At 64.6% G+C, this 22,768-nt stretch carries 26 protein-coding genes and 1 pseudogene; 9 read left to right on the forward strand and 18 right to left on the reverse strand.

All coding sequences use genetic code 11. The features are described 5' to 3' along the window. Positions 1-26: 26 nt before the first annotated feature. The 8 genes from JOF57_RS11935 to JOF57_RS11970 all read right to left on the reverse strand — a co-directional run bounded on the left by JOF57_RS11935 (position 27) and on the right by JOF57_RS11970 (position 6,966). The gene (locus JOF57_RS11935; RefSeq protein WP_209916666.1) at positions 27-743 is read right to left on the reverse strand and encodes a hypothetical protein; all 717 of its coding nucleotides are present in this window, start codon (positions 741-743) and stop codon (positions 27-29) included. A 3-nt stretch (positions 744-746) separates the two neighbouring features. Then, a complete protein-coding gene (locus JOF57_RS11940) occupies positions 747-1,196 on the reverse strand; it encodes a hypothetical protein (protein ID WP_209916668.1) in 450 nt (149 codons plus the stop codon). A 539-nt stretch (positions 1,197-1,735) separates the two neighbouring features. Then, positions 1,736-2,644 (reverse strand): hypothetical protein, encoded by a 909-nt coding sequence (locus tag JOF57_RS11945; protein ID WP_209916670.1) that lies wholly within the window; start codon positions 2,642-2,644, stop codon positions 1,736-1,738. Between the two features lie 36 nt (positions 2,645-2,680). After that, positions 2,681-4,084 carry a hypothetical protein gene (locus JOF57_RS11950; protein ID WP_209923845.1) on the reverse strand — a complete coding sequence of 468 codons (1,404 nt, stop codon included), beginning with the start codon at positions 4,082-4,084 and terminating at the stop codon, positions 2,681-2,683. After that, positions 4,081-4,386: a hypothetical protein gene (locus tag JOF57_RS11955; protein WP_209916672.1), complete on the reverse strand. Its 306-nt coding sequence runs from the start codon at positions 4,384-4,386 to the stop codon at positions 4,081-4,083. Before JOF57_RS11955 ends, JOF57_RS11950 begins: the two co-directional genes overlap by 4 nt. After that, the gene (locus JOF57_RS11960; protein ID WP_209916674.1) at positions 4,383-4,937 is read right to left on the reverse strand and encodes an HAD family hydrolase; all 555 of its coding nucleotides are present in this window, start codon (positions 4,935-4,937) and stop codon (positions 4,383-4,385) included. Before JOF57_RS11960 ends, JOF57_RS11955 begins: the two co-directional genes overlap by 4 nt. Position 4,938: 1 nt before the next feature. Then, the gene (locus JOF57_RS11965) at positions 4,939-6,477 is read right to left on the reverse strand and encodes a hypothetical protein (protein WP_209916676.1); all 1,539 of its coding nucleotides are present in this window, start codon (positions 6,475-6,477) and stop codon (positions 4,939-4,941) included. Between the two features lie 162 nt (positions 6,478-6,639). Beyond that, a complete protein-coding gene (locus JOF57_RS11970; protein ID WP_209916678.1) occupies positions 6,640-6,966 on the reverse strand; it encodes a helix-turn-helix domain-containing protein in 327 nt (108 codons plus the stop codon). Positions 6,967-8,256: 1,290 nt separating this feature from the next. Here JOF57_RS11970 and JOF57_RS11975 point away from each other — a divergent pair. After that, positions 8,257-8,667 (forward strand): hypothetical protein, encoded by a 411-nt coding sequence (locus tag JOF57_RS11975; protein ID WP_209916680.1) that lies wholly within the window; start codon positions 8,257-8,259, stop codon positions 8,665-8,667. 440 nt (positions 8,668-9,107) lie between these two features. Here JOF57_RS11975 and JOF57_RS11980 read toward each other — a convergent pair whose 3' ends face one another. From JOF57_RS11980 to JOF57_RS12010, 7 genes are all read right to left on the reverse strand, one after another. Continuing rightward, positions 9,108-9,248, reverse strand: a complete 141-nt coding sequence (locus JOF57_RS11980) for a hypothetical protein (protein WP_209916682.1) — start codon at positions 9,246-9,248, stop codon at positions 9,108-9,110. Then, complete coding sequence (locus tag JOF57_RS11985; RefSeq protein ID WP_209916684.1) at positions 9,245-9,457, reverse strand: hypothetical protein; 213 nt, start codon at positions 9,455-9,457, stop codon at positions 9,245-9,247. Before JOF57_RS11985 ends, JOF57_RS11980 begins: the two co-directional genes overlap by 4 nt. A gap of 67 nt (positions 9,458-9,524) precedes the next feature. Further along, positions 9,525-9,725: a helix-turn-helix transcriptional regulator gene (locus JOF57_RS11990; protein ID WP_209916686.1), complete on the reverse strand. Its 201-nt coding sequence runs from the start codon at positions 9,723-9,725 to the stop codon at positions 9,525-9,527. 66 nt (positions 9,726-9,791) lie between these two features. Further along, complete coding sequence (locus tag JOF57_RS11995) at positions 9,792-10,025, reverse strand: hypothetical protein (protein ID WP_209916688.1); 234 nt, start codon at positions 10,023-10,025, stop codon at positions 9,792-9,794. Between the two features lie 278 nt (positions 10,026-10,303). Further along, the gene (locus tag JOF57_RS12000) at positions 10,304-10,708 is read right to left on the reverse strand and encodes a hypothetical protein (RefSeq protein ID WP_209916691.1); all 405 of its coding nucleotides are present in this window, start codon (positions 10,706-10,708) and stop codon (positions 10,304-10,306) included. Between the two features lie 22 nt (positions 10,709-10,730). After that, positions 10,731-11,210 carry a hypothetical protein gene (locus JOF57_RS12005; RefSeq protein WP_209916693.1) on the reverse strand — a complete coding sequence of 160 codons (480 nt, stop codon included), beginning with the start codon at positions 11,208-11,210 and terminating at the stop codon, positions 10,731-10,733. Then, entirely contained in the window at positions 11,207-11,464 is a 258-nt protein-coding gene (locus JOF57_RS12010; protein ID WP_234938113.1) for a hypothetical protein, read from the reverse strand. Before JOF57_RS12010 ends, JOF57_RS12005 begins: the two co-directional genes overlap by 4 nt. A gap of 92 nt (positions 11,465-11,556) precedes the next feature. Between JOF57_RS12010 and JOF57_RS12015 the strand changes: the two genes are divergently transcribed. From JOF57_RS12015 to JOF57_RS12040, 7 genes are all read left to right on the forward strand, one after another. Continuing rightward, complete coding sequence (locus JOF57_RS12015) at positions 11,557-11,997, forward strand: helix-turn-helix domain-containing protein (protein ID WP_234938114.1); 441 nt, start codon at positions 11,557-11,559, stop codon at positions 11,995-11,997. Between the two features lie 3 nt (positions 11,998-12,000). After that, on the forward strand, positions 12,001-13,221 hold the full coding sequence (locus JOF57_RS12020; protein WP_209916695.1) for a site-specific integrase: 1,221 nt from the start codon (positions 12,001-12,003) through the stop codon (positions 13,219-13,221). A gap of 126 nt (positions 13,222-13,347) precedes the next feature. Then, on the forward strand, positions 13,348-14,679 hold the full coding sequence (locus JOF57_RS12025; RefSeq protein WP_209916697.1) for a tyrosine-type recombinase/integrase: 1,332 nt from the start codon (positions 13,348-13,350) through the stop codon (positions 14,677-14,679). A gap of 208 nt (positions 14,680-14,887) precedes the next feature. Further along, on the forward strand, positions 14,888-15,115 hold the full coding sequence (locus JOF57_RS12030; RefSeq protein ID WP_064850417.1) for a helix-turn-helix transcriptional regulator: 228 nt from the start codon (positions 14,888-14,890) through the stop codon (positions 15,113-15,115). Then, entirely contained in the window at positions 15,112-15,240 is a 129-nt protein-coding gene (locus tag JOF57_RS31235) for a hypothetical protein (RefSeq protein ID WP_273544670.1), read from the forward strand. Before JOF57_RS12030 ends, JOF57_RS31235 begins: the two co-directional genes overlap by 4 nt. A gap of 126 nt (positions 15,241-15,366) precedes the next feature. Beyond that, positions 15,367-16,839 carry an AAA family ATPase gene (locus tag JOF57_RS12035; RefSeq protein WP_307870006.1) on the forward strand — a complete coding sequence of 491 codons (1,473 nt, stop codon included), beginning with the start codon at positions 15,367-15,369 and terminating at the stop codon, positions 16,837-16,839. 451 nt (positions 16,840-17,290) lie between these two features. Next, a complete protein-coding gene (locus JOF57_RS12040; RefSeq protein ID WP_209916699.1) occupies positions 17,291-17,548 on the forward strand; it encodes a hypothetical protein in 258 nt (85 codons plus the stop codon). A gap of 122 nt (positions 17,549-17,670) precedes the next feature. Here JOF57_RS12040 and JOF57_RS12045 read toward each other — a convergent pair. Both JOF57_RS12045 and JOF57_RS12050 read right to left on the reverse strand, forming a co-directional pair. Then, positions 17,671-17,940 (reverse strand): annotated as a pseudogene (locus JOF57_RS12045) (MmpS family transport accessory protein); the annotation flags it as partial. A 522-nt stretch (positions 17,941-18,462) separates the two neighbouring features. After that, positions 18,463-19,368, reverse strand: coding sequence for a hypothetical protein (locus tag JOF57_RS12050; RefSeq protein ID WP_209916701.1), 906 nt, complete (start codon positions 19,366-19,368; stop codon positions 18,463-18,465). A gap of 260 nt (positions 19,369-19,628) precedes the next feature. Between JOF57_RS12050 and JOF57_RS12055 the strand changes: the two genes are divergently transcribed. Beyond that, positions 19,629-20,924: an adenylate/guanylate cyclase domain-containing protein gene (locus tag JOF57_RS12055; protein WP_209923288.1), complete on the forward strand. Its 1,296-nt coding sequence runs from the start codon at positions 19,629-19,631 to the stop codon at positions 20,922-20,924. Between the two features lie 16 nt (positions 20,925-20,940). Here JOF57_RS12055 and JOF57_RS12060 read toward each other — a convergent pair whose 3' ends face one another. Then, positions 20,941-22,740, reverse strand: a complete 1,800-nt coding sequence (locus JOF57_RS12060) for a DUF2339 domain-containing protein (protein ID WP_209916703.1) — start codon at positions 22,738-22,740, stop codon at positions 20,941-20,943. Positions 22,741-22,768 lie beyond the last annotated feature (28 nt).

The raw sequence follows: 22,768 nt of genomic DNA on the forward strand, positions 1-22,768 counted from the left end.
GGTCATCTCTTCTCTCTCTTTGCTGGTTAGCGGTGATCGTCGGTGTAATCGGTGTTGAAATCGGTCGGGCTCGACAGGTCGTCCATGTCGAAGTCGGTGTCGTAGCTGCTCGGTCCCGCGCCCGCGTGCGTGGGGCGATAGCCCGCACCACGGCGACGGACCACCACCACGGTGATGGTGCCCAGGACCACGGCGACAAGCCCGCCGCCGATGACCACGGGAGGAACGCCAGCAAACCCCGATGCGTCGTCAGCGTCGGTGGTGGCGGGTGTCCATGGCGGGGTCGGGCGGCGAACTTCTAGCGACGTGGTGGTGCTGTAGGAGGTGATCGGGCGCGGCGTTGAGTACACCGTCGAAAACTGCCCGACCTTGCTTGCTTCCTCGCGCGCCCGCACGTTGTACGCCACATCCGCGAAGTCAGAATCGACCTTGTTCGCGCACGCGCCGCGCTTCCCAGCGTCCAGGAAACGCTGATCACAGTGCGCCCGTAATTCCGCCCACGCGGCGTAACGCACAGCCAGCCGCGCGTTGTACGGCACGGGACGACGGACGGGAACGGGCGGCAGGGACACCACTTTTGGCACGCGCGATGTGTGCGTGATGGTGGACGGCGCGGCGGCGGGCGGGGTGTAGGTAGGGGTGGTGGTTGGTGACCCGCAGCCCACCAGGACCACAGCCGCCAACACCGACGCCAGCACCGACGCCAGGGCGGCAGCGGGGAGGGTCACGCGGCGGGTGGTCATGGGTCAGCGGTCCGTGTTCACGGGGGCGGGTGGCAAGTCGGTGTCGTCGTCGGCGTCGGCAGGGATGAAGGTCACCATGTCGGCGGGCGGCGGGGGCACAGGTTCCGTGCCATCAGTCACGGGGGTGAACGTGAACGGGTCATCGTCGGGGTAGTCCACGACATCGACACCAACGTGGGTCGGGCGGCGGCGACGGCGAACCAGCACGGCGACGACAGCGACGACCATCACGATGGCGGCGATGGCGACCAGCCCGACCCATACCCACGTCAGCGACGGGGACGTGACAGGCGCGGGTAGAAGCGAATCCAGGTCGGCGGACGGCGAGTTTCGAATGGCGTCGAAGTTCCGCGAAAGCTGCTCCCGCGTGAGCCCCGGCGCGCGAATGATCCCGTCCACATCCCAATAGGGCACAGATGGTGCGGGCGGTGTGGGGGCGGTGGTGGGGCTCATGTTTCCTGCTTTCGACATAAAATGCCCGTTCGCGGCTAGTTAGAGGGTAGCACATTGTGGCAAATTGGAGCTATATCTCGGCGTGTCGCCACCAATGTGCATATCCCCAGTTCATAGCAGCTATCGGCGGGGTGCGTGGGTGTTAATGTCGGAGTAACAGCTAACCCGTTAGTGGGGCGAATTGGCTGTTAATGTCGGAGTAACAGATGGCACGGTAATAGGGCTAGTAACAAGCGGCGTGAGAGCGTCAGGAATGGCACGGAATTGTTGGAAAACCCGTTCCAACATTTATCCACGTAACGCGGTCCGTAACGCTGTCCGTAACGCGCGCGGCGGGGTCTCGCAAAGGGGTATAAAACCCACAGGTCAAGCTAGTGTTTTTGAAGAACACACACCGCTTTTGAGGTGGTGCGAATGAATGTTGGATATGTACGTGCATCCGCATCCAACAATGACGCGGCTTTGAGGGTGGTGTGGACATAGAGAAGCCCCTCACGGGGAGAGCGTGACGGGGCTTCAGTCAGGGGGTCGGGCGGGGGCTATCCAGCGGCGGTGAGTGCCAGTGCAGGCTCGGGCTCGGATGCTGACAGCTCCTTGGCGGCGGTCACCACCCGCCCCGCTGTGGTCGGGCTGACACCCGACAGTGCGCTCGCGATCTTCCGCTGACTCTCACCCGTCGCCGCGCGTTTGAGGATCGCGGCGACAGTCCGAACGGGAAGGCTGATCGTCGTTTCGGACACGATCCGCGCCGCCAGGGTGTCGATGTCGGCAGCGGCAATAACCCCCTCGGGGCGCTTCACAGGTGCGTCACGCGGGGGCACGATGCGGGGCGCGGGGTGCGTCACGGGTGCGTCATCAGGTGCATCACCATGGTGCGGTTCACGCTCCACAGGTGCGTCATCGGGTGCGTCATGGTGCGCCACAGGGTGCTCCACGGGTGCTTCGTGAACCACCGTTTCTTGCTCCACGGGTGCGTCATGGTCCACCACGGGGTGCTCCACGGGTGCTTCACGGGGTGCGTCATGGTGCGTCACGGGGTGCACCTTGCGGCGCGCGCGAAGGCTTAGCAGTGCGGTCGCAGCGCACAACATCACCACATCGGGGATCGCCGACATGCCCCGCACAGCCCACGTCGGGAGCGTCGGGAACCAGGCTTCCGCCACGGGGAGAATGCCCATATACGACACCGCCAGGACGACAGCGAAACACGCCAGCAGACCCGCCAAGATGACCCGCTTCGCTGCGCGGTGCATCCCTGACAAGTAGACGATTTCACCGAACGCGCCGACCACCAGGACGACGAACGGGACTACGGCGTGGGCGGTGACGTGCCCACCTTCGATGCCCGCGCCACGTGCGTTCAGGAAAGACGACAACACCGTGAACGCCAGTGTCACCACCCACGCGGCGTGCCCTGTTGGTCTATCCCACTTGGTCTCGTAGCTCATTACCAATCCCTCTCTCCAGGGGTCTAGCAAACAGTTTTACTTACCAGCACTGACAGCGCGCGTGGCTCGGGCTGACACTTTCGCGGCGGCGGCATTCAGCTCCGACCAGCTGACGCCGATGCGGGTCGGGTCAGCCACCGTGTACGTCGCGCCGTGCACCACCCCTGTCCGGGTGAGTGCCCCTGTGGTGACGCCGTAGTCCAGCGCAGCGGGCAAAAGCGCCCGATCTTCGGGTTTGCTGAACGCGCCAGCGCTCAGAGCGCGGCGGTTCATCGGACCCTTCGCTTGTGTCACGGTCATCACACGCAGCAGCACCACGTGAAGCCGATTCGCGCCAGCCAATGCTTCCCGCGCGGCGGCTTGGGGCATCGCCAGAACTTGACCAAGGTTCCGCACGCCTTGGTCGATGCTGACCAACAGTGCGGTGTCACGGGCAGCGGGCACAGCCTTGGCGACGGGGGCAGGTGTTGGGGTGGACGCGGCGGGCTTGACGGGTTCGGGCACGGTGACGGGTGCAGGTTCGGGCTTGACGGCAGCCTTGGCGACAGGTGCGGGTTCCGTGGTCCGCGTGGCCAGTTCCGGTGCGGGTTTCGGTTCGGGTTCGGGCTTCGGTGCGGGCGCAGCGACAGGTGCCGCCTTCGGGGCGTCGATGTCGCCGATGTCCAACAGCGACAGCGATGGCACAGCGGCAGGTGCAGTCGCAGGCTTGGCAGGTGCAGGTGCAGGCTTGGCAGGTGCAGCGGGATTGGTGACGGGCGCGCGCAACTTGCCGTCGATGAGGGTCGCGCGACCCTCGGCAACTCGCAGATAGACGGCGTGCGACCGTGCGACGTTATTCACATTCGCCCGCAGGCGAAGGTACGCATCGTGATCCTGAGCCAGTTCCGCATCCACGAGCGCCAGGGCGTCCTTGCTTGCCCAACGGTCGGTCGCGGGGGTGTCATCGCGTAGTCCGAAGTCGGGGCGGGGCGTCGTCGCGGGGAACGGGTCGATGCCCGCCGTGCTGTCTTTGACGTACCACTTGCCGTTTCGGTCGTCGGTGATCGTCACAAGCCCGACGCTTTGCAGGTACTTCAGCGCGGTATGAACGGGTTTACTCGCTACGCCAAGTTCACCCATTAAATCGCCAACCAGGTGGTCCCGCGCCGCAGCGCCATTGTTCGCTTCCAGGTACCTGAGGGCGTAGGAGGCAGCGGTGTAACGGTTCGCGGCGGCTACAGGATCGCCGCCGTCTACGGCGTCGAAGCGAAGCGCCAACTTCGCCACGTTGCCCTCCACCGTGGCGAAGTTGGCGTTGGACAGGTGGCGCGCAGCGGTTGCGTATTCCGGGGTGCGGGGCACCGTCACGGTGTGGGCGATAACCAATTCGTGAACCAGCGCAAGCCGTGCGTCGGCGACAGCGGTCGTGGTGTGGGGCAGGTCCAGTGCCATGGTGGTCACGCGGTCCTCGTCGGCGCGCCCAGCAGCATGCCGTATAGCTCTTCCATGCTGTCCAATCCCAGCTCGCCGAGGAGGTATCGGAGGGCGATGGCGTCCTCCCGCGCAGCGGCGTCCAGCGCGCTCATCACGTCATGGGCTCGGCGCGTCTCCGCGCCCGCCGCCAGGACCACCCACCGCGACACCTCACCGCGCGCATGGGCGGCGATGACCACGTTCAGGCGGGCGTCGGCGGCTTCCATGTCACGGCGAGCAAGCGCCGAGGCGGGAGTGTGGGTCGGGGAAACGGCAGGGGTGTCGGTCATTTCTCGGTGCTCACTTTTCTTTTGGGCTTGAACTTCTTTGTGATGTCGGTAGGTAACGGGCGGGCATAGGCGAGCAGGCTGCGCAGTCCGGCAACGGTGTCCGGCACCTTGTCCGCGCACACGGCGGCGATGCCTTTGGCGCGCAGCTCGACGCACACGGCGGGATCAGCGTCGATGACGACCACCGGGCGCGTGTGCCGTACCTTCGCGCTTGCGCGCACCGCGTGACGCAGACGTACCTCGGCGGGTGACAGGTACGGGTTGGTGCGCATGTAGAGGTCGAAATGGGGGAAGCCAACGCCTTCCAGCCATGCCCACGCATCGCGGCGGTAAGCCGCGTCCCACCGGGACGTGTAGACGACGAACGCGCCTTCGGACTTGGCGAAGTCGATGAGGTCACGCACGCCGTTGTCACGCGGCTTGGCGTCGGGGATGTGTGAGAAGAACTCCGTCCAGCGCTTGCCCTTCGCCAGCTCCTGCCACGGGTCCATGTCGGCAAGGGTGTCGGTGTCGATGAGCACGATGGGTGGGCGCTGCGGGGTGTCGGTCATGTCAGCTCCCCGAAAACAGTTCGGCTTGCTCGGCGGGTGTCAGATCGCCACCGTCATAAACCTGACCACGGTGAGGGATCGTGAACCGCCCCCTGTGTGGTCCGCTTTCGATCACACCGATAGCCCCGTCATCCACCATGAAATCCAGGACTTCGCGCAGCTCTTCGCGCTTCTTCTTGGACAGTCCACGGTCGAAGTCCGACTTGCGCTGCGGCGTTCCCTCCGCGATCAGCGAGTCCATGACGTACTTGCGCAAATCCGCCTTGCGCTGTTGGGCTTTCCGATCCATCGCAGTCTCGGTCGCGTCCAGCTCATCGGCGCGGCTGACACCGCGCTTCTGCGCTTCTGCGATCTGCGCACTTTCCGCCACCGTGTGGCAAGCGACCAACATCCCCAGCGAGACCCGCGCCAGCACCTGCGCCACGAAGAAATCGTCGTCGTCCGGTTGCCAGTGCCCGAAGAGCACACCGAAGATCACCATGTTCTTCAACGTCGCCAGAAGCGCGTGGCCCGTCATCTTCTCGGCGCGACGGGCGTTGCGCTGCTCCATCGTCATGTTGGCGTACTCGGCGGGCGTCATACCGCGCGACCTGCGGTACGCAACTTCGTAAGCGATGCTCGCCTTTGCGGTGGGAGGCTTGACGAACCAGTACAGATCGGCGTCGTCAGGGCTGCACGCAAAGCGGGGGAAGTCCTCCTTGCGGTCAATAGACTGCTTGACGTACCCGAGGGCAACGGCGGGGTTAGTCGATGGGTGCGCCTTGTTCCAGGACTCCCTCGGGCACATCAGCCGCTTTGCGGGTGTGATCGAAAGCGGGTCATGCTCGAACTGCGCGCTCGGCAACCAGTTGGCGCGGTGCGGGGCACCGAGGTCAACCTGATAGTCCGTGAACAGGTCGCTCACGTGCCCGTACTGCCCAAGCATCGCCAGCGCCAGGCGGGCGCTGTGTTTCGGGAGCTTCGTGCGTGAGTCAGCCGATCCCGTGTTCGATCCCGTGGAAACGCCAGACCACACACTTGTGATGAAGCCCGCCGCCTTCGACCCCTGTCGTGTCAATTCGGCGACGTACGCGGACACTTCGTCAATCGTGACGACAGCGGTGTCCGAGTGCTGCACCATTCCTTTGACGGGCTTGTCATCGTCACCGGGCAGCGTTCCCTGCGACACGAAGTGCTTCATCAGACCTTCACCCGTGCCCGCCACCAATGCATCCGGCTCAGGGTCGCCTTGCATCCCGGTCGCCGACCCCTTGACGTTCGGCGGCATCAGCATGTCGCCCAGCGACACAGCCACGGACTTTCCGTCGTTGGATTCACCCATGATGTGGAACAGCACATTCAACGAGGCGGCGTCACCGAGCCCCATCATGTGCTCGTCCTTGTCAGCCAGTACGAAGTGCGGCGGGAGCCAGGACACCACGTTGCGCAGCACCACGCCGAGCACAGCCCACCGCTCAACGCCGCGCGAATCCGCAGCGTTTGCGATCAGAGCCAGCTCAGGCTTCAAGTTCCAGAAGTCGGTTTGCCGTTCGATCTCCAATAGCTCGGCACCAAGCGGTTTGACACCGAATATCGAGTCGCGGTCAGGTGCCCACGGGTCAAGGGGCAGCCCGGTGAGCGGATGAAGTGTTACGCTTGAGTCAGTCATTTCGTTTCCTTTGACTTTTACAAATCCCCGTTACAGGCGGGGATTTGTTGTTTGTCAGGCGTCCTCTCCCGTGTTGGCGGCGTTTTCCGCCACCACATTTGCAAGGCGTCTGGACCCCCAGATCAGCGCCGCTTCGCGGGTTGACACACCCTTCACCAGCCCGCGCACGGGATGCGGAAGCCAGAACGGCGTGATCCCTCCCGAGCGCAGCTTCAGCCGCACGGTGCCCGCTTGGACCCCGAAGAACTCAGCAGCTTCGGAAACCGTCATCAGCGCGGGTGTGCCTTCCGGCAGCACGGCGGCGATGGGATCAGCCGACGCAGCACGCGCCGCATCAGCGGAAGCGATACGCGCTATGTCGGCAGCAACAGCGGTGCTCATCTCATCTCTCCCTTTCAGTTAGTCGTTTGCTATCTATACGACAGAATACTAGCGCCACGAACGCATAATCCCCTCGAAAATCGAACGGGAAAGGTGAACTGTGCACACATGTCACGTCCCTGACCAGGGGAAACGTTGTTAACGTCGGAATAACACCTGTGCATGTATTAGCAGCTAGGACACCTATTCACGCGGCGCTATTCGTGTTTGCTGTTACTCCGACATTAACACCCTCGGACATATTCGAGTGACGCAATTCACACCGTGCGGTGGGCGGGAACTTGGTGGGGTCGCAGCGTTGGACTCAAGGGCAGCCTTGGACGGTGAATAGGTGGTGACGGGTCGCAGCCGTTGGAGGGTCAGGCGCGGCGGGTAACGCGTCACCCTCGCGCAGCAAACACGCGGTAGACGCGGCGTCTACCGCTCTTTCCAGCACCAAAAGAGCGAAAAGAGCGATTTTGTTTTCGCTCCTCAATCGCCCCGAAATGCTCTGACCAGTACAAAGAGCGAAAAGAGCGAAAAGAGCGCTCTTTTTGAGAGTGCCCGATTCGCCCTCCCGTAGACCGCCGCCTTCGGGGGGTATATCCCCATGTAGATGTATGTATGTAGCTAATCTAATTAAATATATTCTCTAGTAAAGGACAAGGGGGGTAAGGGGCACTCATGAAAAGAGCGCTCTTTTCGCTCTTTTCGCTCTTTTGAGCAAGCCAGCTAACGGGAGCTGCGACAAACACCTACAGAAAGCCGCGACAAGGCACACCAAGCCGCGACTGACACCTCTACCCGCCCCAATTCCCCACCGTGACGTGTTACCCGCTCAGAAGCCCGTACAGGGCTCAGAACGCCGCGACCATCACTACCCCCGTCCCACCGTGACGCGTTACCCGCTCAGAACGCCTACAGGGCACAGGACGCCGCGACCCGTCCACCTAGCCCACCGTGGACGCGACACCCGCTCACAGCCGCCTACAGAGCCCACCGTGACGCCGCGACTGACACGTACACCGCCGCGTGCCTGCGATCCCAGGAGAAGCCAGCGACAGCCACCGCCCCACCAGCGACAGCCACCGCCCCACCAGTTTGCGCAATCCCGTCACCCCTTCTTTTCGCCTTCCCACAAAGTCCCCGTGACACCCGCCCACAGCCCCAGCCCCACAGCCCCAGTCCCACAGCATTCCCGCAGGTCACGAATTTACGAAATAAATATGCCCAGGTCAGCGCCATTCCCACCCACAGGTACGGGGACGCGTTAAACGTGCAGGTCACGAATTTATCGGATACAATTCAGGTATGTGCAGAAGTGCCGCTGAAGGTGGGCGTCGGTGTGCGTGCGCCGCGCCCACCCCGCTACCCCGCAACAGGCAGGACCGCCGCGATGCCCTTGCCGCCCGTGCCGCGAAAACAGCCAAACGACGTGCCGCCACCGCCGCCAGGGTCACACGTCACAACGCCGCGAAGTCACTTCCCGCTGCGCCCCGCGTGAACCCGTTCGCGGAACTTGCCAAGCGTGAGCGTGAAGCGCAGGCTGAAGCGGAACTTGCCGAATGGGCGCGGGTCGTAGCCAGCAGCTCAACCGTGAACCCCTTCGCCGAACTCGCCAAAGCCGAACGTGCCGAACGTGAGGCAGCAGCCGCCACATCATCAGCGTCACCATGGGACGTGCTCCGTGATCAGCGCGACATCGCCGAACGCCGCCCGTGAACTGTGGCCCGTTGGGCCACAGTTCACCGACGAACGCGGCGGTTGAAGCCGTACCCCGTTTGACCTGGAGCGGGGACCAGCGATGCCGCCGCGAACCATAGGCAGGATGCCCATGGTTAACCGTGACGGCTACCTGTTTGACGACGGCGAACACGTTTTCGGTGTCCCCAAGCCTGTGCCAACGCCGCGCGTGAACCATAGGCATCATGCCCATGATTAACCAGACGGTTAACCTCGCCCCGCCATCGCGGTATGGGATCAGCGCGCGCCGCGAACCTATCCCACCAGCACACGGGTACCGTGATTGCTGTCTAGTTCGGGTGCAGTACCAACAGAACCCCGCACCACCATGGTGCGGGGTTCTGTTGCAGGTAGCGATCTATTTGTCGGCAGCAGCAGCTTGTTGGCAGCACCATTTTACCGGCGTCAGTAAAAGGGTGCTACCCGTCACCCTCTCGGTACACGAACATCGGCACATCGGTGCTCATCAGCGCATCGAACACGCTGACCCGTTCATATTCGATCCCCGCCGCGTCCAGCGCACCCAGCAGCGCGACGGTCTCGGGGCAGGTGTCGCTCATGCCGCCACCGTCGCGCTCATGGTGGTCAGGTACGCCGCGATATGTGCCTCGTTCCACGCGATCTCGGCTTCGGCAATGGACACCGCGCGGGTGAAACTGTCTCCCGCGAACAGGTCGTCAGCAGCTTCTAACCAGGCTTCAATTTCAACGATGCGGGCTCGATGCGCCGCGATTTCAGTGGCGGGATCGGGGGTGTCGATGAAGGACATGTTATTCTCTCCGTATCTGTTTGGTGTTACCTGAAGACCCTCGGCTGCAACCGGGGGTCTTCGTCTTTTAGCGGGTCTTGTCCCGCCAATTGCGCGCGTCATCCCGCAGCTTGATGAACGCGGCTACGTCAGCCCGCTTGTACACCACCGTTCGGTGCCCGGTGCGGGTGAAGCGCGGGCTCGTTCCACGGTATCGGTACGTCGCCAGGGTCGATGGTGAAATTCCCAGCAGCGCGGCGGTTTCGGCGCTCGTAAGGGTGTCGGTCATGTGGATGGTCTCCTGTGGGTGTTGGTGGGGCGGGGAAGCTCTGTGACGCTTCCCCGCCCCGATGGTCTACGCGGCGAACGCGACGAACGGGTTGTGCGCGATGATGGTTTCGCGCACACCGGGCAGGCTGTACACGTCCACGTCCACGTCATCGTCGTAGTCGATGTGGTCGGACAGGTCGATCTCGTACCCCAGCAGCGCCTCTACGGCGGTGGCGATTTCGTTCCCGTGCGCCGCGCGGATGTCTTCGGTGACGCGCTCGATGTAGTCCTCGATAGCGTCCCCGCCATGGGTTGCCATGTAGCGGCTGTGGGCGCGTGATGAGTAGGACATGTGTTGTGTTCCAATCTGTTTGGTGTTGCCTCGGGGCTGCAACCCCGTCGTTCTCTTACAACACCAACATTACCAATCATAGACACCCGTGTCTATGAATCACTGTGTGTTCTCCGTCACATTCACGGTGTGTATCCTTGTGTTACAACGTGATTGGTGCTAATGCGACGTTAACACCCCACTCTCACCCGCACGCCAAAACCGCCCCCGTCCACATGGGACAGGGGCGGCTCGGCTCGGTGGAGCTAGACCGTCGCAGCGTCCACCACGGACACCGCCATGTTGTCCCGCACCGACACCGGAACGTCCCGCTCCGTCGCCGCTGTCAGCACGGTGGTGACCTTCGCTTGCCGCCCGGTTTGCACCACGCAGCGCATGTCGCCCCAATCACTCGGGACGGCGGTGTCAACGATGATGGTGATAGGTGTCGCGGTGTCGAAGGCGCGGCGGGCGTAACGGTCGGTGATGACGGCACGCGCCACGGCGACTACCCCAGCCGGATCGGTGGACACGGTGACGCCGTGTACACCAGCCCACGCGGCGATGTCACGGGTTGCGACAATCACGATCTCGCCGCGATCCACCGCCTCGCGGGCAAGTTCCTTGGCGCGGTGTGTTGTGCCGCTACCGATGATGAGTGTGTGTGCCATGTTGTTTCTCTCTTTCCGTGGACTACAGCCAGTCCGTCTCGTCGTCGTTGAGGTTGAGCACGCACATGCACTCGGGACACCGATGATCGAACCGCCCGCCACGGGGCACATGAGTCCCGCAGAAGATGCAATCGAACGGCAGCCTGTCGATGTCCAGCGTCTCGGCAACATAGTTGCGCGCCAGTGTGTTCCACACGATGCGTAGCTCGCTCAGCGCCGCGTCACGAACGGCAGGCGCGATGACGGTAAGCGGTCCACCCGCACGGTTCCAGTCGGTGTCGAACCTCGCGTGGATGACCTCGGCAGCGTCCACGCACTTCGCCCACTGAGATTGCAAACGGGCGAAGTGCTCGGGGAAGGTGTCCCCACCACATTGGTTGGCGTCAAGGGTCAGATCCACGGTGTCGTCCACGAACGCCGCCATCCGGTCGGTGAGATAGTTCCGTGCTCGGTAGGCGGGGGTGTACCCCGCGTCCCATGCTTCGGGGTTGGTGGTGCTCACGCCGACACCGCGCGGCTACGCGGGCGTGAATCTCCGGGTTCCACCAGCCCGCTCATCAGCCAGTCGTACACATCGCCCGCGCGGTAGGCGATGAGGTGTCCCTGTCGGATGTAACGGGGTCCACGCTTTTGATGCCGAAGCTGTGCCAGGTGGTTTGCGGTGATCGGAAAATGCTTCTCCACGTCCTTCGGGCGCAGGAAGGCGTCAGCGTCAGGCGCTACACTCACCCGATTACGCATGTCACTGTCAGTCATAGCCTGACAGTACCAGATGGGAGGGGCTTATGGCGCTTACACGTCAGTCTGTACCTGTCGAAATGCAGGGGCTACGGCTTATGTGCCTTAATATGGCTGACATGGCACCAAGCAAGCGCGCGGCGGAAACCTCTCACGCGGTGGCGGGCAACCTGTTGCTACTACGCAACGGCGCGGGCATGTCTCTTCGGCAGCTCAGCGGCGAACTCGCCGAACACGGCGTGACGATCAGCGCCCAGTCCTTGAGTGCCATCGAACGCGGCGACACCGCCGTCACCGTGGACCTGTTGACCGCCCTCGCAGCGGTGTTTTCGGTGTCCCCTATCCGCTTGCTCATGCCGAACACCGACGACGGGTTCGACCCCGCTGTGGCGCTCACCGGGACCGAATCCACTTACCCGATTTCCCTGTACGAGTGGCTGGCTGGCGTTGCACCCCTTGGTATTTCCGTGAACACCTCCGATATAGACCCGCGTGTCGTCGCGGCGTTCCGTGATCGGAGCCAGCCTCCGTGGTTGCGAGAGAAGGGCTGACCCATGGGTTTCACTGACGACTATGCACTCACGTCGGGCGCGCGACGCTGGCGCGCCTTCTACCGCAACCCTGAAGGGGCGCAAAAGTCCAAGTCCGGGTTCAAGACGAAACGCGACGCTGAGGCGTTCATCGCCAAGACCGAAGTGTCCAAGCTGGATCAGACGTACATCGCACCGGACAAGGGCAAGGTCACCGTGGGCGAGTTCGGCGCGCGGTGGATGAAGTCGCACCTCATCAAACCGTCAGGTAAGCGCAGCTACGACAGTGCTTGGCGCGTCCACGTGGAGCCGCGTTGGGGACGCACACCCCTGTCCCGCGTCGAACGCCAAGACGTGGTGGACTGGGTAGCCGAACTGAACGAAAAGCTCGGTGCGAAATCGGTGCAGCGGTGCCACGGCGTTCTACACGGCGTTCTACAGGCAGCCGTGGACAACGGCATGATTGTCCGTAATGTCGCGTCGAAAGTGCGCCTCCCCCAACCGTCCGACGATGACCCTGTGTTCCTCACACATGGGCAGCTTGAAGCGCTGATCATCGAAGCGGGCAACGGGAAGCGCACCCGCGCCGATGCGCCCGCCATCATTGCGGTGCTGGGGTATTGCGGTCTCCGTTGGGGTGAGCTGGCGGCGCTCACACCGGACCACTTCATGGGCAACAAGATCACTGTGCGTGAGAACGCGGTAGCTGTGGGATCAACCATCCATCGCGGCACACCCAAGGGCGGCGACCGACGCCGCGTACCGATCCCCAACCGTGTGCTGGCATTGGTGGCTCCCATCGTGAACACCACCAAGTCACGTACTCCGGTGTTCCCGGACAAGGACGGCAAGGAGATGAAGCCGCCCGGTGTCAACACCTGGTTCTCCCGTGCGGTCGCACGGTGTCAAGACAACGACCCGACGTTCCCCGACCTCACCGCCCACAAGTTGCGGCACACGGCGGTGTCCCTGGCGATCTACACGGGGTGCTCTATCAAAACGGTGCAGGCGGTGGCGGGGCACAAGGACGCCACGATGACGCTCAACAAGTACGGACACCTGATGAGTGAGGAACTGGACGAACTGGCGGACGCGCTGGACGTTGCCGCCGCGAAGGTCACAGGTATCGACTGGGCATCGAAATGCAGCGAGAATGCAGCGGGCGTGGTTAATCTCAATAATTCGCGTAAGTCAACGCCTGACAATGTGACAGCCATTCGACCCGCCGCGTCAGGCGACCACTGACGCTCGGTGAGTTCGAATCTCACCGAGGGCACCAGAAACACCAGGCCAGAGCAGGTTTTCACACCGGCCAGTCAGCCCGCAGGCAACATCAGCCCGCAGCCAGCCCGCAGGATCTAGAATGCGCGCATGGCGATCCGACGTGGAGCACGCGCAGGAGTAGAGGACCGGTGGCACCGGCCAGCCCGCAATAACGAGGCCGTCCTATATCCCACCGATGCCGTTCCGGGCGCACCGGGTTGGTGCACCGACTCCAAGCACGGCACCCCGGGCACATTGGTGTGCACGGGCCGTCACGGCCAGGGCCAGCGCTGGCAAGCCCGGTGGGTGGCTGACGGTGCCGAGCGGTCCAAGAGCTTCAGCAAGAAGGCCGACGCCGACCGGCATTTGCGCGGTGTCGTCGCCGACGTCGAGACCGGCACCTATGCCGACCCCCAGCGGTCCGCCGTCACGTTCGGCACCATCGCCGAGTCCTGGCTGAAGACCAAGCAAGCGGCCAACCGAGCCCCCAAGACCATCGCCGGATATAGAGGTCTCCTCGACGTCGTGATCCTGCCCAAGTGGCGCGATGAGCGTCTGCGCGACATCACCCACGAGCGCCTGCAGGACTGGTTGACGTTCCTGGCCACTGACCCGGCGGCACGACAACACAAGAAGAAGAGCGACGAGACCGCAGGCCTATCCCCCGCCCGGGTAATCCAGACTCACCAGGTGGTCAGCCAAGTGCTGTCCTATGCGATGCGCTCCAAGTACGTGGCGACCAACGCCGCCGACCACATCGAGCTGCCCAGCAAGCCACAGAGCAAGGATCTGGCCCTCACTCACGACCAGGTGCACCGCCTGGCCGAGGAAACGGCCAACGCCGAGAAGGCCGTTCGTCGCCGCAGCGACACCGCCCCGGCGCAGACGCCCCCAGAAGCGCTGCGGGCCATGGTGCTGCTGCTGGCCTACTCCGGTCTGCGCTATGGCGAGTGCGCCGCGCTGCGGGTGGGCGACGTCGATATCGACAAGCGCCGGGTTCTCGTTGACAAGTCGGTTACCCAGGTTCGGGGCCAGGGCCGCGTCGAGGGCGAGACCAAGACACACCAACGCCGGTCGGTGCCGATTCTGACCGAGGCATTGGCCCAGGAGCTGAAGGCCGTCACCGAGGGCCGCGACCCGTCAGAGTCCCTGTTCCCCGGCCCCGACGGCACGGCGATGACCGTCGGCTGGTTCCGGGTCCGGTTCGATAAGGCCGTCACCGCCATTGGCGTGCCAGGCATCACGCCGCACACGCTGCGCCACACTGCGGGATCGCTTGCGATCAGCGAGATCGGCAGCGTGGTGGTGGCCTCCAAGCTGCTGGGCCACCGCAATGTCAGCACCACCGCCAACATCTACTCGCACATGCTCGACGGCGATTGGGACCGGCTCGCGACGGCGATGGATTCTGCCGCGCGCAAGGCTGCAACCAGCGGATAGCTACGCCAAACGTTCTAGCCAGCTAGAACGAATTACATTGCACCACAATCGATCTCGGATTGTTGATGCTTGCCAGCGTTGACCACGCTGAGCTATCGTTAGCTGCGTAGCGGGCCGATATGCCTGCGACAACACCACCCACGTGGAAGGCGCGCCAATGGCGCGTGCTGTTGCCGTATCCGCATATCGAGAGGAACACCGTTCCGTCATGAATTCCCAGACACCCGCGCCACCGCGCACCCGCCTATCCACCTCCGAGACCGCCGAGTTCCTCGGACTGCCTGCCTCAACGCTTCGTTACTGGAGGCACACAGGCGTCGGCCCAACCTCCTACCACGTCGGTCACCGTGTCTTCTACGACCTCACCGACCTCGAGTGCTGGCTGGCCGCTGAGAAGGCCAAGACCGCACGCGGTGGTGTGGAGGTGACCGAATGAGCGCACATCCCAACACGTCCCAGGCCGACCGCGACCGGCTGGCCGATCCCGACCTACCCGACCTCGATGACCGGGTGGGCACTGGCGCTGGCGCCCAGCATGACGAGGAGGTGCTGGCCCAGTGAGTCCCCCAAACGACAGCCGCCCCGGTGGTTTGAACACCACCGAGGCGACCAACAAGTCCCACGCCCAGGACTGCCACCAGAATACCCCCAGCGGGTATGGACGCGCAGCCCCTGAGGAGGTGAACCGTGGCTGACATCATCGAACGTAAGTTGCTGGCGCAGATGATGACCGCCGACGGCATGGCCCAGGTGGTCGAGGCCAAGGTGGCCCCGGACCTGTTCGTGGAGCCCGTGCACCGGGCCATCTTTGAGTGGATGCACGACTATCGCGACACCAGCGACGGCAAGACCCCGACACGCGACGCCATCGAGTATCAGTTCCCCGGTCGAGGCCTCCCCGACACGGTCGAGGAGGACACCGGCTGGCTCATCGGCCAACTGCGAGATCGGCACGTGATCAACCACGCTCAGGACCTCCTGCGCGATGTGGCCAAGACGGTCAACGATGACCCGATCGGAACCATCGAGCGCATGGCCGAAGCTGCCAGGGTGCTGCACGAGCAGATCGGCAAGAACGGCAGCGACAGCGACAGCGACGCACCGAGGCTCTGGAGCGCTGCCGACCTCAAGCCTGCCGAGCAGCCGCGCTGGCTGGCCAAGAATCGGCTGCCGCGCGGGGCCGTGAGTCTGCTGGTGGGCGACGAGGGCATCGGTAAGAGCCTGTTCTGGGTCTACCTCACCGCTGCGATCACCACCGGTAAGCCATTGCTGGAGTTCGGAGTTCCCGCACGCGATCCCGGCCACGTCGTGATCGTGGTGACTGAAGACGATTGGTCGACCACGGTCCGGCCTCGGCTGGAGGTGGCCGGGGCCGAGCTGGACATGGTTCGCGTGATCTGCGCCGAGGAGGACGGCAGCGGCGCACCGGAGTTCCCGCGCGACCTGCACCTGATCAGCCAGGCCGACCCTGCGCCGGCCCTGGTCGTCGTGGATGCCTGGCTCGACACCGTGCCGTCCAGGTTCGACGTGCGCAACCCGCAGGCAGCACGTCAGGCCCTGCACCCGTGGCGTGAGGTGGCGGTGACCACCGACGCCGCCGTGTTGCTGCTGACCCACACCAACCGGGTGGCCAGCGCCAACCCACGCGACAAGTACGGGGCCACAGGAGAACTGCGCAAGAAGGCACGCATGACCCTGTTCGCCCAGCGCGACGAGGACGGCGGTCTGGTCATCGGGCCTGACAAGGCCAACACCACCGCCGCAGTGATGGCGTCACGGTTCACCGTTCGAGGTGTCCAGCACTTCAACCCCACCGATGACCACGACGGCATGGTGCCGCGCCTGGCCTACGCCGGTGAGACCGGCCAAACCGCTCAGGAGCACATCGCCGAGGCCTACACGGCAGGCCGTGGGACCAGCGCCGAGGACAACCCCGTGGTCGGGTGGTTGGCCAGCCACCTGGCCGACGGCCCACGGTGGGCCACCGATGTGTACTCAGCCGCAAAGGAAACCGGGTACAGCGTCGACCAGACCAAGCGGGCCAAGAAGCGGCTGAGCGTCGAGGCCAAGAAGGACGGGGCCAGCGCTTGGTACTGGAGGCTGCCAGGGCATGAAGGTTCGCCGAGTGGTGGCCAAGGGAGCGCCGATGCCTCCGTCTGATGCTCCCTCGCTCCCTTGCTCCCTTCCCTCATAGGGCATCCAAGGGAGCACTGCAAAAAACACTTCTACCAGTAAAGAGAGCAAGAGGGCGGATGGAGAAACATACGGACACCCCGGCGCTCCCTTGCTCCCTTGCCTCCGCTCCCCATGTAAAGGGAGCGCCTGACCCCAACAACCCGAAAGGATCTCGGCACCATGACCACCGCTCTGGACTGCCACCACCGGCACCTGGCCGAGGAGGCCCACCGATGACCTGGCCCGCTGCCCTGGCCCTGTTCGGTCTGGGCTACACCATCCCGTTTGCCTGGCACCACGCCCAGCGATTGGCCGACTCACTCACCGAGGTAGAGGGGGTTCGGATCCCTGGCGTGGGCCAGGACGGCCCTCGCCGTGGTGAAGGAACTTTTTCGTGCACGAGTAATGACCCTTTTTTGGACCGAGGAGTCCACTGATGACCACACCGATTACCGACAAGCGCCGAGCGGCCCATCTGCTGCTTGCCTGCCTCGATGACGACGGCGACACCGTCGATACGATCCTGAACGCCGCCAACCGTGAGCCCGGTGGGCTGCAGGGCCTCCTGGCCGCGCTGGCCTCCGGGTGCATCGAGCTGCTGCTGGGCACCGCAGGCGAGGACGGTGCCCGCAAGACTCTGAACATGATCCTGCTGGACACCAGCTTTCATGCCCAGGAGCCCGACAATGGCTGACACCCAACCGGACACACCACCGGAGACTGAACGTCGGCCTACGGCCCCCTCGGGGGCCAATGCGGACGATCCGGAGGGCGACGCGACACCACCCAACACCGTGCGCGTGCCGATCGCCGGAGATCGGTGATCGGGAACTCCATCGACCACGGCAGCGGCGCTTTCTTGACGAGCTGCGGCTCGGCCTCGGCGTCGAAATAGCTGATGGTGGCGAGCGTCCCCGGCGGGCCGAACACCTCGTAGACCAGATGCTTGGGGTCGTGGGGCCGCTTCTCTTCACGTTCGGCACTGGTATACGCGGGGCGCGTCTCGTTGCCGAAGACGCCGTGCAACCGCGACACAGTAAATCCGCCTGCGACTGCAACCACCACCAGCACCAGCGGAATCCACAGCCGCTTCAGAATCCTGAAAATCGCGAGTTCCTCCGCCTATATCTGTGCCGGCACCCTGCCAGGTGCTCAAACTTGCATTTGCAGATCGGATGCGAACGACCGAGCCCGGGATGCGGTGGCATCCGAGGCCTGACCTTGCACGAAGCTTCCGCAAACGTGCGACGCGCCTCGATGAGCGCACCCGATCCCGAAGAGTAAACCATGCCGATGTGTCAATATGACGCAAAAGGGTCAGATCGTCGGAATCGGTTCAACGCCTTGACAATCACTGTGAAGCCCTATCGCTGGTTCGTCGACCGATATCGCCGATGATCACCGCTGCTCAGGCACCGTCGGGCGGGCGCCGAAGCTGCCCTGGATTCAGGGACCAGCTATGAAGCCGCCATGAAAGGACCATGGAATGCGCCATTGTCAAAGGCTGGTCCGCGGATGCTATCTCGTTGCGATGAATCCATCCAAACACCCGCCTGGGTCTACGCTCACTGCGACGGCCGCGCTAATCGGACGTTATTTGCTGTGCCGCTATGGCAGGAATCGGGCGATCTGCGGCGACGGCAGTGTCTGCGCGGCGCGCGCCTGCCGGAAGCCCACCGCGCCACCTGCGGCCGTCATCAATAGCATGCCGCTCAGTCCGGGCAGCACGGCGAACAGCAGGTCGGTGGTGCTGGCCGTACGCAAATAGTCGGTGTACCCCAGCCGGACGAACTCCGGCGTCGTAGGCGCCGAAAGACTCTGTGCCACTGGTGGTTCTGACCGTGGTACGGGAAGGATCGGTGCGCTTGGGGCTGCCGACGACGCCCTGGCGGGCGGGGCGGCGGGTGCCGGGATCGCGGGAGGAACCACCACCGGTGCCGGAACGATGGGGGCCAGGGCCGCACCGATCGCCGGAGCGGGTGCAGCGGGAACCTCGGACGGGGCCGACCGGATGACGATCGTCCTACCGCTCGGGGCCGTCGGTACCGGCGCCAGGTTGGGGGCTCGGCCGATGTTTCCGTTGATCGGCGCCCCGACCGCCCCACCTCCCCGGTCATCGCCCGTCACAGCTGCCGTCGGGGTCTGAGAGATCCCGCCCGACAGGACTGCCGAGGGAACCTGCGCGGTCGTGCCCACGCGGGCCGACCGCGGTGTTTCGGCGAATGATCCGCGGGCCGCAGTCGCCGGAGCCTCGTCGACGCCTACCTTGCTGGTCACGGCGCTGCTGGTCCCGATCTTGCTGGTCCCGATCTTCGATTCGGGCTTCGCGCCTATCGCGGCCCCCGGGCCGAGGGCGCCACCGGAATTCTTGACTCCCCCGCCGCGCCGCGGGCCGAGGCCGGCCGCGGGATTCGACTTCTTGTTCTTCTTCTTGTGATGGAAGAGGTCGTGGATGTCGACACCGAACAGATGCGCCGAGGCCACCGCGGTGCCTGCCATCCCAGGTCCAGCCACCATGGCACCACAAGCGATCGCACAGCCGGCTGCGGTGTTACGCACCCATGACCGGTCCACGAAGAGATCCCCCCCCCCCAAAGAGATCGGCGGCCCTATTGCCGCGCGCACTGGAACAAGTTCCTATTGTGGCATATCGAAGTTCTGTCGGGTTTGCTGGACCATTGCTCCGGCTGCAGCGAGACCGAGTCGGTCTGATGGGTGGCCTGCGGCGATACGCTGTGTATGTGGCGGTCAGCGAGTTCCGCCGCTCGGTGTGCATGCCCGAGATGGCGCTGAACAACCGCATGTCGGCGCGCACTCGGCACTACGCGGAGAGCGTGTCAAGCCGGTTGCGCGTGTTGACCATCGCGACGTGGATTGCTGCCGCCGTGACAGCAGGTTTCGGGATCTTCCAGTTGGCCTTGGACGGACCGATGTGGCGACTCGGGTTCATCAACCTCGTTTCCGCAGGTCTGTTCGTTCTGGTGCCGCTGTTGTACCGGTTCGGCGAACTGATCGCGCCGCTGACGTTCTTCCTGATCGCCTATATATCCGTGTCCGTGATGTGTTTCGCGGTCGGTACCGGTTCGGGTTTGCAGTTCTACTTCGTGGTCGCGGTGTCACTGGTGGTCCTGGTGTTGGGCATCGAGCGCATCGTGCTTGCGGCGTCGTTGGCGACCATGGCCGTGGCTGCCACCATCGCGCTGCAGATCCTGGTTCCGGAGGATCGAGGCGTCGGGCCGCCCTGGGCGCTGACCGCCGGCTTCGTGGTGTCGGTGGTTTCCGCGGCGGTGATGGTGTTTGCCACCGTCTGGACGTCACTGCGCGAAATGGCCCGGGCTGAGCAGGCGATGGACGCCGAATATCAGCGGTCCGAGCAATTGCTGAGCAACATCTTGCCCGCCACGATCGCGCAGCAACTCAAGGACCCCTCACGGACCATCATCGCCGACAACTATGACGACGCCTCGATCCTGTTCGCCGACATCGCCGGCTACACGGAACGGGCCAGCGACCTCACCCCGACCGATCTGGTGCGCTTCCTCGACCGGTTGTACACCGATCTCGATGCGTTGGTGGACCGTCACGGCCTGGAGAAAGTAAAGACCAGCGGTGACTCCTACATGGTGGTGGCCGGAGTGCCCAAGCCGCGTGTCGACCACATCGAGGCGCTCGCCTGCCTGGCGCTGGATCTGGCGGACGCTGTCGCCGATCTCAAGGACCCGCGGGGGCGCGCGGTGCCGTTGCGGATCGGCCTGGCAGCCGGACCCGTGGTAGCGGGCGTGGTCGGGGCCCGCAAGTTCTTCTATGACGTCTGGGGCGACGCGGTCAACGTCGCCGCGCGGATGGAGACCACCGACGTGGCCGGCCGAATTCAGGTGCCGCAGAACGTCTATGACCGCATCAGTCACGCGTTTGTGCTCGAAGAACGCGGCGATGTCGAGATCAAGGGCAAGGGTGTCATGCACACCTGGTATCTGGTGGGGCGCCGCGACGACGAAGCGGTACGCGCCGGACCGCAGACTGCCGGTCCGATGCGTGCCGCCTCCGTCGTGCCGCCCACGGGTGCCTGAACCTCGCGGTTCTGGTTCACCCGGGCCGCTGGTCAGCCACCCGATCCTGCTGATTCAGCAGTCGTGCATATCCCGCTCCCATACCCAGCAGCGCCAACCCGACCACGATGAACACCGCGACCCGGAAGATTCCGTCAAGAGTCCCGAGGTCGAACAGGAACAGCTTGGTCATGGCCGCTGCCACGAGCGCCATACCGCCGCCGATCGGCAGCGACCGCTGCGCCTTGGGACGTCGCGCCGCATAGGCGAGCAGGCCGGCCGCCGCCGCGATCCAGCAGATGGTCGCCACCATGTGGCCACCGAAGAAGCCGCCCCGGGTGCCGGCGATGGCGACGCCGGCCGTCACGGCGAACACGGTGAGCGCATATCCGGCCACCAGGGCGGCCAACGCCCACACCAACCGGAGCACCTCCCGATCCGCGGCACCCTCGACCGACCATGCCCACGAGATCGCGGCGGCGGCGGCGATCGCCACCACGCTGCCGATCAACACCGAAACCGTCAGCCCTGTAGACAGTTTCGTGGCGTGGACCAGAATGCCGGGTCCGGCGGTATCGAGGTAGATCAGTCCCCCGACCACGGCCAGGCCGATGGCAATCCACCGCGTCACACCGTGGCCGCGCCCGGCGACCCCGACCACCGTGGCCATCGCCAACAACACCGGACCTGCCACCGGTCCGTCGAAGGCCACCAGCACCGCGATGAGAGCGGCGACGGCCGCAAGTGCCGACCAGATCTGGCGTACCACAACGCTCATCCCCGGAATGCGCTCGCCGAGTGCCACGATCCCCACCAAGGCAGCCGCCAGCGCCACCACCATGAGGGCTGCAATCGTGCGATCAACGCCGGCTGCGACACACAACACCGGAAGGACGCCGCAGGCCGTCAGGGCCGCCATCGCCGACGGCTTGGTGGTCCAGCGCAGCACCAGCAGCCCACCCACCAGAGCCAGCACTGCAGCGAGCCCGCAGGCCAGCGCGAGCAGGAGATCGCGCCGACCGTCGATTGCGGCCGCCGCCAGCGCGATCAACAACGGCACCGTGGCCGCGGCGGTACGCGCGGCGTACAACCCGGTCCAGTCCCGACCGAACTGGACCGGAAGTGCAGCGGCCGACAACGCCAGCATGAATCCGATCAGCAACAGGGTCACCCCGTCGGTGACGACGGGCGCCAGGGCGATCAGCGGCACCAGGACCAACAAGCCGAGCTGTTCGGAGTTCCACCGCCGCGCCAGCATCAGACCGCCACCAGCAATTCCGGCAGCCAACATCAGCCCGATCGGCGCCGACACCCACTCATAGATCGTGGTCACGGCGATCACGTCCATGTACGCGGCGGCAACACCGGTCGCGGCCAGTGCGACCGCACCGACCCGGCCACCCGGCCGGCGATACAGCCACCATCCCGCGCCGACAAGGCCGGCGGCCAACGCTGCACCTGCCGCGACCCGGAACTCCGGTCGCAGGATGCCCGCCTGGGCGGCCAGCACCAGCAGCAGCACCACGCCGGTGAGCGTCACGGCCACCCCGGCGACCGCGAGTGCCTTGCCGATCCAGCCTTCGGAGCGCTCCGGCCGCATCGCGGGCACCGTCGGTGACGGCACCGGCGCCGGCGCTGGAGTGGGCGTTGGAGTGGGGGTGACGGACCAGGTAGCGGCAGACGGCGCAGCGGGCACCGGGGGCAGTACCGCTGCCGGAGCCTGATCGAGCATTCGCCCCAACTCCCCCAGATCCGCCGACACCCGGTTCGTGTAGGCCGAGATCGCCGCCAGGTCCGATGACATCCGGGCAATCACGGCGCGATGAGATTGGCTCATGCGGTCATAGTGGCAACAAATGCGCCCG

It is taken from the genome of Mycolicibacterium lutetiense, assembly GCF_017876775.1.
GTDB classification, from domain to species: domain Bacteria; phylum Actinomycetota; class Actinomycetes; order Mycobacteriales; family Mycobacteriaceae; genus Mycobacterium; species Mycobacterium lutetiense.

What these genes read in the sequence shown, in the direction of transcription:
- JOF57_RS11985 (WP_209916684.1), bottom strand. Translation starts at nt 9,457, where the DNA reads ATGTCCTTCATCGACACCCCCGATCCCGCCACTGAAATCGCGGCGCAT.
- JOF57_RS12030 (WP_064850417.1), top strand. Translation starts at nt 14,888, where the DNA reads ATGAATTCCCAGACACCCGCGCCACCGCGCACCCGCCTATCCACCTCC.
- JOF57_RS11960 (WP_209916674.1), bottom strand. Translation starts at nt 4,937, where the DNA reads ATGACCGACACCCCGCAGCGCCCACCCATCGTGCTCATCGACACCGAC.
- JOF57_RS31235 (WP_273544670.1), top strand. Translation starts at nt 15,112, where the DNA reads ATGAGCGCACATCCCAACACGTCCCAGGCCGACCGCGACCGGCTGGCC.
- JOF57_RS11940 (WP_209916668.1), bottom strand. Translation starts at nt 1,196, where the DNA reads ATGAGCCCCACCACCGCCCCCACACCGCCCGCACCATCTGTGCCCTAT.
- JOF57_RS12000 (WP_209916691.1), bottom strand. Translation starts at nt 10,708, where the DNA reads ATGGCACACACACTCATCATCGGTAGCGGCACAACACACCGCGCCAAG.
- JOF57_RS11945 (WP_209916670.1), bottom strand. Translation starts at nt 2,644, where the DNA reads ATGAGCTACGAGACCAAGTGGGATAGACCAACAGGGCACGCCGCGTGG.
- JOF57_RS11995 (WP_209916688.1), bottom strand. Translation starts at nt 10,025, where the DNA reads ATGGCAACCCATGGCGGGGACGCTATCGAGGACTACATCGAGCGCGTC.
- JOF57_RS12015 (WP_234938114.1), top strand. Translation starts at nt 11,557, where the DNA reads ATGGCTGACATGGCACCAAGCAAGCGCGCGGCGGAAACCTCTCACGCG.
- JOF57_RS11935 (WP_209916666.1), bottom strand. Translation starts at nt 743, where the DNA reads ATGACCACCCGCCGCGTGACCCTCCCCGCTGCCGCCCTGGCGTCGGTG.
- JOF57_RS12010 (WP_234938113.1), bottom strand. Translation starts at nt 11,464, where the DNA reads ATGACTGACAGTGACATGCGTAATCGGGTGAGTGTAGCGCCTGACGCT.
- JOF57_RS11990 (WP_209916686.1), bottom strand. Translation starts at nt 9,725, where the DNA reads ATGACCGACACCCTTACGAGCGCCGAAACCGCCGCGCTGCTGGGAATT.
- JOF57_RS12060 (WP_209916703.1), bottom strand. Translation starts at nt 22,740, where the DNA reads ATGAGCCAATCTCATCGCGCCGTGATTGCCCGGATGTCATCGGACCTG.
- JOF57_RS12055 (WP_209923288.1), top strand. Translation starts at nt 19,629, where the DNA reads ATGCCCGAGATGGCGCTGAACAACCGCATGTCGGCGCGCACTCGGCAC.
- JOF57_RS11975 (WP_209916680.1), top strand. Translation starts at nt 8,257, where the DNA reads ATGTGCAGAAGTGCCGCTGAAGGTGGGCGTCGGTGTGCGTGCGCCGCG.
- JOF57_RS12040 (WP_209916699.1), top strand. Translation starts at nt 17,291, where the DNA reads ATGACCACACCGATTACCGACAAGCGCCGAGCGGCCCATCTGCTGCTT.
- JOF57_RS11955 (WP_209916672.1), bottom strand. Translation starts at nt 4,386, where the DNA reads ATGACCGACACCCCTGCCGTTTCCCCGACCCACACTCCCGCCTCGGCG.
- JOF57_RS12020 (WP_209916695.1), top strand. Translation starts at nt 12,001, where the DNA reads ATGGGTTTCACTGACGACTATGCACTCACGTCGGGCGCGCGACGCTGG.
- JOF57_RS11980 (WP_209916682.1), bottom strand. Translation starts at nt 9,248, where the DNA reads ATGAGCGACACCTGCCCCGAGACCGTCGCGCTGCTGGGTGCGCTGGAC.
- JOF57_RS12025 (WP_209916697.1), top strand. Translation starts at nt 13,348, where the DNA reads ATGGCGATCCGACGTGGAGCACGCGCAGGAGTAGAGGACCGGTGGCAC.
- JOF57_RS11970 (WP_209916678.1), bottom strand. Translation starts at nt 6,966, where the DNA reads ATGAGCACCGCTGTTGCTGCCGACATAGCGCGTATCGCTTCCGCTGAT.